The organism is Pseudomonas sp. GL-R-26, from assembly GCF_019947365.1.
Taxonomy (GTDB): domain Bacteria; phylum Pseudomonadota; class Gammaproteobacteria; order Pseudomonadales; family Pseudomonadaceae; genus Aquipseudomonas.
Genome location: NZ_JAGYGI010000059.1, coordinates 1 through 13,706 on the forward strand (window position 1 = coordinate 1; position 13,706 = coordinate 13,706).

The 13,706-nt window shown below is 52.1% G+C and carries 13 protein-coding genes and 1 tRNA gene; 11 read left to right on the forward strand and 3 right to left on the reverse strand.

From position 1 onward, the window contains the following. Positions 1–650: 650 nt before the first annotated feature. Positions 651–962 (reverse strand): DUF3077 domain-containing protein, encoded by a 312-nt coding sequence (locus tag KGA96_RS29140; protein WP_223459253.1) that lies wholly within the window; start codon positions 960–962, stop codon positions 651–653. 662 nt (positions 963–1,624) lie between these two features. Between KGA96_RS29140 and KGA96_RS29145 the strand changes: the two genes are divergently transcribed. The 5 genes from KGA96_RS29145 (at position 1,625) to KGA96_RS29165 (ending at position 6,590) form a co-directional block, all read left to right on the forward strand. Then, complete coding sequence (locus KGA96_RS29145; RefSeq protein WP_223515982.1) at positions 1,625–1,927, forward strand: hypothetical protein; 303 nt, start codon at positions 1,625–1,627, stop codon at positions 1,925–1,927. A 10-nt stretch (positions 1,928–1,937) separates the two neighbouring features. Beyond that, the gene (locus KGA96_RS29150; RefSeq protein ID WP_223515985.1) at positions 1,938–2,804 is read left to right on the forward strand and encodes a DUF1837 domain-containing protein; all 867 of its coding nucleotides are present in this window, start codon (positions 1,938–1,940) and stop codon (positions 2,802–2,804) included. Next, positions 2,801–4,960 (forward strand): DEAD/DEAH box helicase, encoded by a 2,160-nt coding sequence (locus KGA96_RS29155; protein ID WP_223515988.1) that lies wholly within the window; start codon positions 2,801–2,803, stop codon positions 4,958–4,960. The genes KGA96_RS29150 and KGA96_RS29155 overlap by 4 nt, the downstream gene beginning before the upstream one ends. Positions 4,961–5,103: 143 nt before the next feature. Continuing rightward, the gene (locus KGA96_RS29160; RefSeq protein WP_223515991.1) at positions 5,104–5,763 is read left to right on the forward strand and encodes a DCL family protein; all 660 of its coding nucleotides are present in this window, start codon (positions 5,104–5,106) and stop codon (positions 5,761–5,763) included. A 92-nt stretch (positions 5,764–5,855) separates the two neighbouring features. After that, positions 5,856–6,590, forward strand: a complete 735-nt coding sequence (locus KGA96_RS29165) for an FRG domain-containing protein (protein WP_223515994.1) — start codon at positions 5,856–5,858, stop codon at positions 6,588–6,590. An 86-nt stretch (positions 6,591–6,676) separates the two neighbouring features. Here KGA96_RS29165 and KGA96_RS29170 read toward each other — a convergent pair whose 3' ends face one another. Together KGA96_RS29170 and KGA96_RS29175 are read right to left on the reverse strand one after the other, a co-directional pair. After that, positions 6,677–7,006, reverse strand: a complete 330-nt coding sequence (locus KGA96_RS29170) for a hypothetical protein (protein WP_223515997.1) — start codon at positions 7,004–7,006, stop codon at positions 6,677–6,679. Positions 7,007–7,164: 158 nt separating this feature from the next. Further along, a tRNA-Leu gene (locus KGA96_RS29175) sits at positions 7,165–7,249 on the reverse strand. A 107-nt stretch (positions 7,250–7,356) separates the two neighbouring features. Here KGA96_RS29175 and queA point away from each other — a divergent pair. The 6 genes from queA to KGA96_RS29205 all read left to right on the forward strand — a co-directional run bounded on the left by queA (position 7,357) and on the right by KGA96_RS29205 (position 13,463). Next, positions 7,357–8,421: a tRNA preQ1(34) S-adenosylmethionine ribosyltransferase-isomerase QueA gene (gene queA / locus KGA96_RS29180; RefSeq protein ID WP_223516000.1), complete on the forward strand. Its 1,065-nt coding sequence runs from the start codon at positions 7,357–7,359 to the stop codon at positions 8,419–8,421. A 14-nt stretch (positions 8,422–8,435) separates the two neighbouring features. Next, positions 8,436–9,551: a tRNA guanosine(34) transglycosylase Tgt gene (tgt, locus tag KGA96_RS29185; protein ID WP_160387208.1), complete on the forward strand. Its 1,116-nt coding sequence runs from the start codon at positions 8,436–8,438 to the stop codon at positions 9,549–9,551. Between the two features lie 43 nt (positions 9,552–9,594). Continuing rightward, positions 9,595–9,933: a preprotein translocase subunit YajC gene (gene yajC, locus KGA96_RS29190; RefSeq protein WP_007916913.1), complete on the forward strand. Its 339-nt coding sequence runs from the start codon at positions 9,595–9,597 to the stop codon at positions 9,931–9,933. Positions 9,934–9,997: 64 nt separating this feature from the next. Beyond that, positions 9,998–11,866, forward strand: coding sequence for a protein translocase subunit SecD (secD, locus tag KGA96_RS29195; RefSeq protein WP_046040278.1), 1,869 nt, complete (start codon positions 9,998–10,000; stop codon positions 11,864–11,866). Positions 11,867–11,875: 9 nt separating this feature from the next. Then, positions 11,876–12,790 (forward strand): protein translocase subunit SecF, encoded by a 915-nt coding sequence (gene secF, locus KGA96_RS29200; RefSeq protein WP_223466873.1) that lies wholly within the window; start codon positions 11,876–11,878, stop codon positions 12,788–12,790. A 121-nt stretch (positions 12,791–12,911) separates the two neighbouring features. After that, on the forward strand, positions 12,912–13,463 hold the full coding sequence (locus KGA96_RS29205; RefSeq protein WP_046040280.1) for a glycine zipper 2TM domain-containing protein: 552 nt from the start codon (positions 12,912–12,914) through the stop codon (positions 13,461–13,463). Positions 13,464–13,706: the final 243 nt, after the last annotated feature.

The following is a 13,706-nucleotide window of genomic DNA, read 5'->3' on the forward strand; positions in this document are numbered from 1 at the left end:
AATTTAACCAGTTCAGGATCAGGTTTGACTCGTTTGGCGCGCTTGGATTTTGGCTCGGTCATTGGATTTCCTTGGGGTAGGCAGTCTCCTGCCAAATGACCGGTTACACAAAACTAATTACACCCTCTTAGGCTACGACAGCATTAATCCCAATCGCGCCCGATCCTCTGGTGCTGGCTCAGTCCGGCATTACGTTCGGGCCTTCTTGTTTATGGAACATTGAAGTTGCCTAAGCCAGCCCCTCCGAAGCTTTCCTTACGAAACCATCGGGGCTAATCCCAAATACCACTAAACACACAAAACCCCTGTGGGGGCGAGCCTGCTCGCGAAAGCGCCAGCCCAGCCACCATCAATGCTGAAGATGCACTGCAATCACAAACCACTCACCACTCGGGCCAAACAATGCCCGTCAGCCCACCGCAATCCATGTAGGAGCGAGCCTGCTCGCGATAGCGCCAGCCCAGCCACCATCAATGCTGAAGATGCACCGCAATCACAACCCAGTCACCCAGTCGGGCCAAACAATGCCTGTCAGCTCACCGCAATCCCTGTGGGAGCGGGCTTGCCCGCGATAGCGCCAGCCCATCCAACACAAATGCCGAATCAACCACCACCATCCCAAACCACCCACACCCCACAGGCCTCAACCACTAAGCTTCAGCCTTCGCCCCCGCCCGCTTGGATACCGGCGCACAAGTCCGATCCCGCGTCAGCACCTTCACCGCATCATCCACCAACGCCTTGCTCATCGAAGTCAGATAATGCGCAGCCCAAGCGTGACGGTCAGTGTCTCTGGCATATGCAGCATCTTCGGTGAGTGTTTTGGCCAGGAACAGAAAATCGGAGGCCATGGACAACGCATCGCCGAGAGGAACCCCGCGAGTGACATGAAACAGCGCTTGATCCGCGCAGTAGATCGCGGGCGTCAGGCCGATGGTTTTGAGTTCAGGTTGTTCGGTCATTGGCCACCTCCGAGGACGGAGAGGCAATGGGGGAGGGCGTTACGCGATTGGGAATCGCATAGAGAGAAAAGCCAAATTTCAAACGGATTGATACTGCGCATTATCCAACTCCTTGATATGAGGAGCTGCCACGTTCGTTTCCACACGAATGGGTGACAGCTGTGCGCAGGGTGGAAAACCGGGAATCAAGGAAACCGGCACGCCCGAAGACGTCCCACGCACAGCCGCCATAACTCACGCCGCAGGCATAAAAAAAGCGCCGGCAGACGTGATGGGGGCGCTGTTGCGCCTTGAATTACACGGGTTTCCACACCCGGTCGCTGAATTGGCAGCGACGGGTGGGAGGGTATCGTTCAGTCACCATTGGTGCAACCTTCGAAAGAGTCCTCTTCAGTAGTCTAAAGAAAATCAGTCTGGGTGAATGAGGCGTTAACATCGCCTTTAGGGGCAGGGATTGCATCACATAGCAACCTCATCGGTCGGAGCTGAGCGACCGGAGTAAACCGAGAAATTCCCGCAAACACATGCCATTAAGTCGAAAACCAGTCGAGAGGCGGATGATTGATGGTGGACGACGCGATGGCAAAATAGTAGCTTCAAGCATTGGCTTTCCGTTGGTATACCTCACGAGGCCTGTTTTGCATCTCGTAAAGGAAGACGTCATGCCCACTATCTCGCCGCTCGCTTGTCTGCACATAGCTCTCGCCGCTTGGACTTTCGTAGTAAACAGTTCCGTCAATAAACTTCTTGGAGTGCTCCCTGCGCGAATGAATGGCCGGGAGTCTAGTTATATCAAGCTTTTAAATTTCGATCTGTTAGATATTAAAGGTGGATGCGCCTGCTTCAAAAAAAATACTGTTTGTGATGATGGTTTAAAGAGCCTGGTTTTATCATTTTTCGCGATGCGCAAAGTAAACAAAACTGTTAGTTCTGCTGACAACAGACGGGTGGAGTGTTTTAGGTGAGTATTTTGGCATGAAGCATCCCGACAAGTTTTTAAATGTGGTTTTTCATGAATCAGCCGACGTTGGCGATGATCTTGCGCTTTGTGCAGGTTTCGAACGAGGAAGTTGGCGGAATGACCAGTTTGCTGACCATATAATAGAGTGGCTGCCGGAGTTTGCTTTAAGTTATTCTGAAATAAAAGAGATCGGCCATCACAATGCTTTGCGGATTATAAAGCGAGCAGCAAAGATAGTTTATGATACTGAGAAGTATGGTTTGCGCGGTGAGTTCGGGGAGATATTGCTCCATATAGCAATTAGACAGGTTTATAAAACCTTGCCCGCTATTAACAAGATTTATTATAAAAGTTCTGTGAATGAAACGGTTAAGGGTTTTGATGCCGTCCATGTTGTTAAAAAAGATACTGGATTAGAATTGTGGGTCGGAGAAACGAAGTTTTACAATACCGTTTCTAAAGCAATTTATGATGTCACCAAGGAAATAATAGATCACTTAGAAACTGATTATCTTAAGTCGGAATTTATTTTAATTAGGAATAAAATAGACCCCGCATGGCCTGAGGCCGCAGAGCTTAAAGACCTGCTGCACGAAAATACCTCTCTCGATAAAGTTTTTCAGCGAGCGTGTATTCCGGTATTGCTAACTTATAATAGCAAAGTGGTAAAAGAAGGGGCGGGGGATAAAGAGTACGAGAAAAACATCAAGTGTGAAATTCTAGATGCATACTCTACTATGCGGAAGAAGCTAAATGAGCAGTATGCGGCGAGATTTTTTACGGCTTTGCCGATCACGGTCCATGTAATTCTGATTCCATTAAAAGAAAAAGTAGAGCTAATTTCAGCTTTGGATAAGCGCCTAAAGGCATTGCAGATATGATAGATCACCAAGCTGTGCGAAAAGAGCTGAGAGAAGATGAGTGGATAAAGAATCCATTCAAAATGCTATCAGTAGTATCCACTGTGTGCTCTAACAATCTAGATGTTGGGCGTGAATTTGTCATCAGAGCGCTTGCAAAGCGCGAGTTACTTGAAATTGAATATCAAAATATAGTTGATGAGTTGGCGATGCAAGTCGGCTTGTACCCATACGCGTCGGATCTTGAGAACTTGTCGTTGCGTAGTGCCTTCGTTCATGCAAGTAATCGAACGGAAAGGGAGATGGAGAATTATGTTCTTCACAGTTCTCAAAGTAAAATTTTAAGAAAACTAATGGACGGCGAGTCTGTAATTTTGAGCGCTCCTACGTCGTTTGGGAAAAGCTTATTGATTGATGTGGTTATTTCAGAAAAAAATTTCTCGAATATTGTATTGATCTTACCTACGCTGGCGTTAGTTGAGGAAACACGCCGCCGAATGTCAAGATTCGTTGGTCGATACAATATTGTGACTACGGGCAATCAAACGGTTGGTGAACGAAATATTTTTGTATTGACGCAAGAACGCTATTTGGCCATTGAGGCTGAAATACCGGGTGTTGATTTTTTTGCTATCGATGAGTTTTACAAGCTTTCAATCTCTGGTGAGGGTGATAGGGCGACACTTCTTAATCAAGCGCTGTTAAAGCTTGTTAAAACCGGAGCTCAATTTTACATGCTTGGCCCTTCAATCAAGTCTATTCCGGAAGTCGTTAAGGAACGGTTGAAGTGTAATTTCTATGTCGAAGACTTTCAAACCGTTGCTATCGAACTACACGTGCTAAGCAAAAAGCCCAATAGAGAAGAAGCTTTTGCTACGCTTTTAGATGATTTAAATGGGCAAACACTGGTTTACTGTCAGTCTCCAGCAAGTACTCGAAAGCTATTGAGGAAGTATATAGAAATAAGAGATGTAAAATTTACGGAAGATGAGGAGTTGATTGAGGCTGCGAAATGGACGTCACAACACTATCATGATGAATGGCTAGTTTCGGTTGCTCTGCTGCACGGGATAGGCATTCACCATGGTAGGCTTCCAAGGTCCTTAGGGCGATTTATGATCAGAGCATTTGAGGAAGGGAAGTTGGGGATGCTTCTCTGTACCTCTACCTTGATCGAAGGTGTAAATACAGCTGCAAAAAACGTTGTTGTGTATGATGGGGTTTTAAATAAGAAGCCTTTAGATTTTTTTACTTTTAATAATATTAGAGGTCGATCTGGGCGGATGTTTAAGCACTTCGTTGGAAGTGTTTACTGTTTTGACGCACCACCAGAAGAAAATCTCCCTTTTGTAGATATACCTTCGTTTAATCCAACAGATACGACTCCCGGAAGTATTCTTATTAATCTTCCGAGTGAGGCTGTCCCGATAGGGCTTCTTGATAAGCTGCAACTTTTAACTAAGCAAGATTTGTTACCCGTGGAAGTCTTGAAGAAGTTGTCTGGGATAGAGCCTGAGTATTTGTTGGCTACCGCAAAGTATTTATATGATTTGGATATTCGAGAGCTGCAAAGGTTGGTCTGGTCGAGTCGGCCTCAATATGAGGATATAAAGGCTACTTCAGAAATTGTATGGAAACAATTAGGTGGGGCCAACACTGCTCGACAAAGCTCTATGCGAACGCCTTCTATGATGACTTTGTATATTTGGAAGTTATATGCTTTGAGAAGCGTTCCTCGGTTCAGAAAAGAAATGATAAAAAGTCAAATTGACTATGGTGCGACACCTGATGATGCGGTCGAGAATGTTCTCGCTTTTCTAAGGGGGTGGGCATCTTTCAATTATCCAAAGTATCTAATTGCGTTGAATGAAGTTTTAAACGTGGTTCTTAAGAAGAGAGGGTTGAAAAGCGCAAACTACATGGCGTTCGCTGCGTTAATTGAGCATTTGTTTCAGCCTAGCTCGTTTTCTACTCTTGAAGAGTATGGACTTCCGACTGAAATATCTGAGAAGCTTATGAGCGGTCGCGTATTTTCAAAAGATGATGGATTGGAATTTGTCGTGAAGACGCTAAAAGACAGAGAGTTAGGAGGATATGCTGAAGGTGTATTCGAAAGGCGTGTTATTGAGGATTTTCAGCAAGGTATAGGTTCTAAGCTTAGATCAATGAAAAGCTAGAGGATGGTAGGAGAGGTGTTGGTGTGGGGTTGTTGTAGAATCTGTGATGGGTTTTTAATCTATCTTGGCTAGTATTCATTAGTGAGTTGGTTTGGTTTTTGTTTCTATGTGTCGTCAGTTATTTTGAGGTGAAAGAGATGGGTGTGGCGAAGCCGGTCGTACTGCCAAGTATTACGTTTAAAAAACAAGGCGATGCAGATGCATTTTTTAAGGCGCTTCTTGATCGATATGACGATGATGAATACCTGGGTAGTGCAGATGAAGAGTTAGTGTACGAACTCCTTCAGAGGCATCCTGAATCCGATGCTAAAATCGGATGCGGTGTTGTTGGGATTTATCGCGGGCGCTCGGCTGATCATCCTTCAAGTTGCTTTCACGTGCATAGAGATGATGGGTCGAAGACAGATTTCTCTTACAAAACCTGCGTTAGAGGTTCGTCGCCTAGTTTGAAGGCCCGTTTCTATGAGGCTTGCCAAAGATCTATCGCGGGCACTGTTGCTACTCAAAAGAAAATTATGTTTGAGACGGCAGGTGGCGAGATCGCTTGCTACAAGACCGGGATGTCAACGACGTTTACCACTTCTGACTACCGTCATACTCACCCTCGATTTAGGGATGTTGTTGAGGGTTTTATTAAGCTCAACAAAATAGTAGTGTCAGAGGGGCTGCTTTCGAAGGGGGCTGATATGCAATATTCAACAGTATTTATTGATCCTGCAATGGTTGATGGTTTTATTGATTATCATGCGTCGGTAGCTAAGCTTGAGATTTTCAAACGCTATGAAATTCCAAGTTTTTCTTAAGTTAAGTGAGAAGCGGAGTGATGTCTAGATGGCTGGGTTTTTAAGTCTCAGTTCTCATATTCGATCTGATCTAGTCTATAAGGGGGTGGGAGTTGGAGTTTTCAGGGGAGATAAATTCATTTGATGATTTTCGGTCTATTGTTCGCGGAATTACGCCCGATGAAAGATATTTTTTTCGCGGAGAAGGTCGTGACTATTATTCGTTGATCCCCAAGGTGGGTCGGGTTGGTAAGTCGTTGTTGCCATTAGCTTACTATGACGAAAAAACAATTTTTGAACGGTTCAAAAATCAAGCAGTTGGCTTGGTAGGCTCCTCACCTTTAAACGAGTGGGAGTGGCTCGCGCTCGCCCAGCATCATGGTTTGCCTACGAGGCTTTTAGATTGGTCAACCAATCCTTTGGTAGCACTTTATTTCGCAGTTGCAGAACCGATGGGTAATGTAGATCTTAAGAAGGAGCAGATAACAGTTTCGACTTATCAGGGCGATGCCGCGTTCTATTTCCTTACTATAAAATCTGCATTCATTGATACTGGTGTAGTGCGCAAGCCGCTCGCGCATAAATATGTCGGGGTCTTCAAGCCGCCCCATGTTACTAATAGAATTAGAGCTCAGTCTGGAGTTTTCACGATACAGCCAGATCCTCACGAACCACTCAATAATAGATTAAAGAGTCGAGCCATTCGAAAGTATAAAATTCCGTGCGCTGCGCGTGAGGAGATACGACGCGAATTGAGATTGTTTGGTGTGCATCAGGCTTCTATTTATCCAGATCTTGATGGGTTGGCTGGTTATTTGCAAAGTATGTTGGTGGAGCGTCAAATTTAGTATCTGGTTTTAAGTTCAATAAATCCGAAATGCAGGCCAGAAAGAGGGCTATTTATTTTTGGATATGTGATAACGCACGCTTTCCTTCATTGAATGTCTTTCAGATAATCCTTGAGCGCAACGAGCGGGGCATCAAGCTGCTCGATCGTTTGAGTCCCGGCAAATTCACCCGCCAACCTGCGCAACTCCCGCCCCAACGGCTTATCCACACCGCCAATGGCTTCCAGCGCCAATCCCACACACTCATCCACCTTCACCTGAATCGCCTCAACATCCCCCCGACGCACCAGCAACTCAAACACATCCCGCTGGTAGTCACCCATCACAAGATCGTCACGCAAAATCGGGCTTGAATCTTCCGATTCATAAGCCAGTTTGAGGGAGAAGAGGGCGACGGTTTCCAGGTGTAATTCCATGGGGGGAATCCTTGTGAAATGTTCCGGCGGTGCGGGTGGCGTGGAAGGACAGGGTCAAAAGCATCGCCAGCAAGCCGGCTCCTACAGGTCGGCGGGGTGTCAGCCACTTTATCGCGGGCGAAAAAAAAGGCCTTGCAAAGCAAGACCTTTCTTAATTTTGGTGCCCCGAGGGAGACTCGAACTCCCACTCCTTTCGAAAACGGATTTTGAATCCGCCGCGTCTACCAATTCCGCCATCAGGGCTCAATGGCGGCGAAGTATAGAGATGAGATAACCGCTGGTCAATCAGGTACATGGAGAATTTTTGATATTTCCGCTAGACTTCCCGGCCCTGCTAGACGAACCCCATCATGCGCGTTGCTGACTTTACCTTCGAGCTCCCTGATTCGCTGATCGCCCGCCATCCGCTGGCCGAGCGGCGCAATAGTCGCCTGTTGACCCTGGATGGGGTCAGCGGCGCCCTGGCACACCGTCAATTCACTGATTTGCTGGAGCATTTGCGCCCCGGCGACTTGATGGTGTTCAACAATACCCGGGTGATTCCGGCGCGGCTGTTTGGCCAGAAGGCTTCCGGCGGCAAGCTGGAAATCCTGGTGGAGCGGGTGCTCGACAGTCATCGCGTGCTGGCCCATGTGCGTTCCAGCAAGTCGCCCAAGCCTGGGTCGAAGATCCTCATCGACGGTGGTGGCGAGGCCGAGATGTTGGCGCGGCACGATGCGTTGTTCGAGCTGGGGTTCACTGAGGAGGTGTTGCCGCTGCTCGACCGTGTCGGGCACATGCCGCTGCCTCCTTATATAGACCGCCCGGATGAAGGCGCCGACCGCGAGCGTTACCAGACCGTCTACGCCGAGCGTTTGGGCGCGGTGGCGGCGCCGACGGCGGGGCTGCATTTCGATCAGGTGCTGATGGAGGCGATTGCCGCCAAGGGCGTCGAGACCGCGTTCGTGACCCTGCACGTGGGTGCCGGCACGTTCCAGCCGGTGCGCGTCGAGAAGCTTGAAGACCACCACATGCACAGCGAATGGCTGGAAGTCGGCCAGGACGTGGTCGATGCCGTGGCTGCCTGCCGCGCTCGCGGTGGTCGTGTGGTGGCGGTGGGGACCACCAGCGTGCGTTCCCTGGAAAGCGCCGCCCGCGATGGTGTGCTCAAGCCGTTCAGTGGCGACACCGACATTTTCATTTTCCCGGGCCGGCCGTTTCATGTGGTCGATGCCCTGGTCACCAACTTCCATTTGCCCGAATCCACGCTGTTGATGCTGGTTTCGGCGTTCGCCGGTTATCCCGAAACCATGGCCGCCTACAAGGCCGCCGTGGACAACGGTTACCGCTTTTTCAGCTACGGTGATGCGATGTTCATCACGCGTAATCCTGCGCCGACTGCCCCTAAAGAATCGGGCCCAGAGGAAACAGTATGAGTCGCACCTGTCGTATGTCTTTCGAGCTGCTGGCCACTGATGGCAAGGCTCGTCGCGGTCGTTTGACCTTCCCGCGCGGTACCGTCGAGACCCCGGCTTTCATGCCGGTGGGCACCTACGGCACGGTCAAGGGCATGCTGCCACGGGATATCGAGGCGACTGGCGCTGAAATCATTCTGGGCAACACCTTCCACCTGTGGCTGCGCCCGGGCACGGAAGTGATCAAGAAGCACGGTGACCTGCACGATTTCATGCAGTGGAAAGGCCCGATCCTGACTGACTCCGGCGGTTTCCAGGTGTTCAGCCTGGGCGCCATGCGCAAGATCAAGGAGGAGGGCGTGACCTTCGCTTCTCCGGTCGACGGCGCCAAGGTGTTCATGGGCCCGGAAGAGTCGATGCAGGTCCAGCGTGACCTGGGTTCCGACATCGTGATGATTTTCGATGAATGCACCCCGTACCCGGCCGACGAAGACGTTGCCCGTATTTCCATGGAATTGTCCCTGCGTTGGGCCAAGCGTTCGAAAGAAGCCCATGGCGAGAATACGGCGGCGCTGTTCGGCATCGTGCAGGGCGGCATGCACCAGGACCTGCGCATGCGCTCCCTGGAAGGCCTCGACCAGATCGGCTTCGACGGCCTGGCCATCGGTGGTCTGTCGGTGGGCGAGCCGAAGCACGAGATGATCAAGGTGCTGGATTATCTGCCGGGCATGATGCCGGCTGACAAACCTCGTTACCTTATGGGCGTTGGCAAACCGGAAGACTTGGTTGAGGGTGTGCGCCGCGGTGTGGACATGTTCGATTGCGTGATGCCAACCCGTAATGCCCGCAACGGGCATCTGTTCATTGATACCGGCGTGCTGAAGATCCGAAACGCGTTCCATCGCCATGATGATTCGCCGCTCGATCCGACCTGCGATTGCTATACCTGCCAGAACTTCTCCCGCGCTTACCTGCATCACCTGGACAAGTGCGGCGAAATGCTGGGGAGCATGCTCAATACCATCCATAACTTGCGTCATTATCAAGTGCTTATGGCTGGTTTGCGCGAGGCTATTCAACAGGGTACATTGGCCGCCTTTGTCGATGCCTTCTACGCCAAACGCGGGTTACCTGTTCCGCCTTTGGACTGAGTTTACTGACCCCAAGATTCAACATTTGCAACTGGAGTGCTAAATGAGCTTTTTTATCTCTAATGCCATGGCTGACGCCGCTGCACCTGCTGCTGCCGGCCCAATGGGCGGCGGTTTCGAGTGGATTTTCCTGGTCGGTTTCCTGGTCATCTTCTACCTGATGATCTGGCGTCCACAGGCCAAACGCGCCAAAGAGCAGAAGAATCTGCTGAGCAGCCTGCAGAAAGGCGACGAAGTTGTGACCACCGGCGGCATCGCCGGCAAGATCACTAAAGTTGCAGACGATTTCGTTGTTCTGGAAGTTTCCGACACCGTCGAAATGAAATTCCAGAAAGGCGCCATCGCTGCCACGCTGCCAAAAGGCACGCTCAAAGCGATCTAAGTTTCAACTTCATATTCAATCGACGGGGCGCGCAAGGCGCCCCGCGTCATAAACGGGCGGCGTGATGCTGAACAAATATCCTCTGTGGAAATACATTCTGATCCTGGCGGTGCTGGCGGTCGGTCTGATTTATTCCGCTCCCAATCTTTATCCTGATGACCCGGCCATTCAGGTCAGCGGTGCAAGCACTGCGTTGCTGGTCAATCAGGCTGATCTGGACCGTGTAAGCACGGCGCTCAGAGAGTCCGGGATCAACGTCAAGGCTGCCACCCTGGCTGCCAACGGCAAGGGCGGTCTGATTCGCCTGACCAAGGCTGAAGACCAGCTGCCGGCCAAGGACGTTGTACGCAAGGCGTTGGGTGATGACTACGTCGTTGCATTGAACCTGGCACAAACCACCCCGCAATGGCTGCGCAACCTCGCTGCGCACCCGATGAAGCTGGGTCTGGACTTGTCCGGTGGTGTGCACTTCCTGCTGGAAGTGGACATGGACAAAGCCCTCGACGCGCGCCTGAAAGTCTACGAAGGCGACGTCAAGAGCCTGCTGCGTAAAGAGAAGCTGCGCTATCGCAGCCTGCCGCAAGTGGGCGGTGCCATTCAGCTGGGCTTCGCTGATGAAGACAGCCGCGAACAGGCTCGCTCGATCATCCGCAAGAACTTCAACGATTTCGACATTGTTCCGGCCGACCTCAATGGTCAACCGGTGCTGCGTCTGGCGATGACCCCGGCCAAGCTGGCGGAAATCCGTGAATACTCCATCAAGCAGAACTTGACCACGGTACGTAACCGCGTCAACGAGCTGGGTGTTGCCGAACCGATCGTCCAGCGCCAGGGCGCCAACCGCATCGTGGTTGAGCTGCCGGGCGTGCAGGACACCGCCGAAGCCAAGCGTATCCTCGGCAAGACGGCTAACCTGGAGTTCCGTCTGGCTGCTGAGCCGGGTGCTTCGAAAGCCACTTCCGAATCCTTCGAGTTCCGTGAGGGCAAGCGTCCTCCTGCGCTGATCGAGCGTGGCCTGATCATCACCGGTGACCAGGTGACCGACGCCAAGGCTGGCTTCGGCGAGCACGGCACCCCGGAAGTGAACATCCGTCTGGACGGTCACGGCGGCGAGCTGATGAGCCGTGCGACCCGTTCGAACGTCGGTCGCAGCATGGCGGTGATCTTCATCGAGCAGCGTCCGGTTACCACTTACACCAAGCAGATGGTCAACGGCGTCGAGAAAGACGTGCCGGTCCAGAGCTTCAAGGAAGAGAAGAAGATCATCAGCCTGGCGACCATTCAGTCGCCACTGGGTGCTCAATTCCGCATCACTGGCCTGAACGGTCAGGGCGAGTCGTCCGAACTGGCGCTGCTGCTGCGTGCCGGTGGTCTGGCTGCACCGATGTACTTCGCTGAAGAACGCACCATCGGCCCAAGCCTGGGTGCCGACAACATCACCAAGGGTATCGATGCGTCGCTGTGGGGCATGCTGTTCGTCTCGCTGTTCATCATGGCCATCTACCGCTTCTTCGGCCTCATCGCCACCGTCGCGCTGACGGTGAACATGGTGATGCTGCTGGCCCTGATGTCGCTGCTGGGTGCAACGCTGACCCTGCCGGGTATCGCCGGTATCGTGTTGACCATGGGCATGGCGGTCGACGCCAACGTGCTGATCTTCTCGCGGATTCGTGAAGAGATCGCTGCCGGCATGACCGTGCAGCGCGCAATCAACGAAGGCTTCGGCCGGGCATTCACCGCGATTCTCGACGCCAACCTGACCACCTTGCTGGTCGGCGGCATCCTCTTTGCCATGGGCACCGGCCCGGTCAAGGGGTTCGCAGTGACCATGTCCCTCGGGATCTTTACCTCGATGTTCACGGCCATCATGGTGACCCGCGCGATGGTCAACCTGATCTTCGGCGGTCGTGACTTCAAGAAGTTGTGGATTTAAGGGGCTGCCATGTTACGTACAATCAACTTCATGGGCGTTCGCAACTTTGCGTTCGGCGTCACATTGTTCCTTACTGCACTGGCAATATTCAGTGTCTTCCATAAGGGCATGAACTGGGGCCTGGACTTCACCGGTGGTACGCTCATCGAGCTGACCTACGAGCGTCCGGCCGATGTCACCAAGGTGCGTGAGCAACTGGTGACCGCGGGTTATCACGAAGCCATCGTGCAGAACTTCGGTGCGACCACCGATCTGCTGGTGCGTATGCCTGGCGAAGACCCGCAACTGGGTCATCAGGTAGCCGAGGCCTTGCAGAAGGTTGGCGGCGAGAACCCGGTGACGGTCAAGCGCGTCGAGTTCGTCGGCCCGCAGGTGGGTGAAGAGCTGCGCGACCAGGGCGGCCTCGGCATGCTGATGGCGCTGGGCGGCATCCTGATCTACCTGGCTTTCCGCTTTCAGTGGAAGTTTGCGGTCGGTGCGATCGTTTCCCTGATCCACGACGTGATCGTGACCGTCGGTATCCTGTCGTTCTTCCAGATCACCTTCGACCTGACGGTGCTGGCGGCGGTACTGGCGATCATTGGTTACTCGCTCAATGACACCATCGTGGTATTCGACCGGGTTCGTGAGAACTTCCGTGTACTGCGCAAGGCCACCCTGATCGAGAACATCAACATCTCGACCACGCAAACCCTGCTGCGGACCATGGCGACCTCGATCTCCACCTTGCTGGCGATCGCGGCCCTGCTGTTCTTCGGTGGCGACAACCTGTTCGGCTTCTCCATCGCCCTGTTCATCGGTGTTCTGGCGGGTACTTACTCGTCGATCTACATCGCGAACGTGGTGCTGATCTGGCTGAACCTGAGCACGGAAGACCTGATTCCTCCGGTCAATACCGAGAAGGAAGTCGACGACCGTCCTTGAGGGAAAAATCCTAATAGGCTGTCATCCAAAAAAGGCGCGAGTTGAACTCGCGCCTTTTTTTGTGCTCCAAGGCTGGGAGAAGCGCGGATACGCTCCGCATGTGATGGTCCAGGAGGTTCATGTGAACAAGTCGATGCTGGTTGGTGCGGTATTGGGTGCTGTCGGTGTGACTGCCGGGGGTGCTGTGGCCACCTACAGCCTGGTTAAAAAAAGCGGTCCTGAGTTTGCTCAGGTTCTAGCTGTTGAGCCGGTCAAGACACAAATCAAGACTCCACGTGAAGTATGCAAGGATGTAGCGGTCACCCGGCAGGCGCCGGTGAAGGATCAACATCAGATCGCCGGTACGGTGGTCGGTGCATTGGCAGGTGGTTTGCTGGGTAACCAGATCGGTGGCGGCACCGGTAAGAAGATCGCCACGGTCGCGGGTGCTGTCGGTGGTGGCTACGCCGGCAACAAGGTGCAGGAAGGCATGCAAGAGCGTGACACCTACACCACGACCCAGACCCGCTGTAACACCGTTAACGACATCAGTGACAAGGTTGTAGGTTACGACGTGCGGTATTCGCTGGACGGCAAGGAAGGCAAGGTGCGCATGGATCGTGATCCAGGCAACCAGATTCCGGTGGATAAGGAAGGCAAGTTGATCCTGTCTGAGAATCAGGCGGCTCAGTGATCTGCTGATGTTGGATAAAAAAGAAGCACCCTGCGGGGTAATGCCGATCAGTTAAGCCTCATTGCTTGACCTTTGGCCGCAAGAAATCAAAATCCGATGCCTGAATAGGCATCGGATTTTTTATGCGTCTGGCTCGGGCACTGGAACTGACCCACAACTTCGTCTCGACTCCCAATTCCCTCGAGGGATTGGACTCGTTGCTTGATCCATCGCTGGTCGAACAGGCCTTGGAACAAGCCGGTG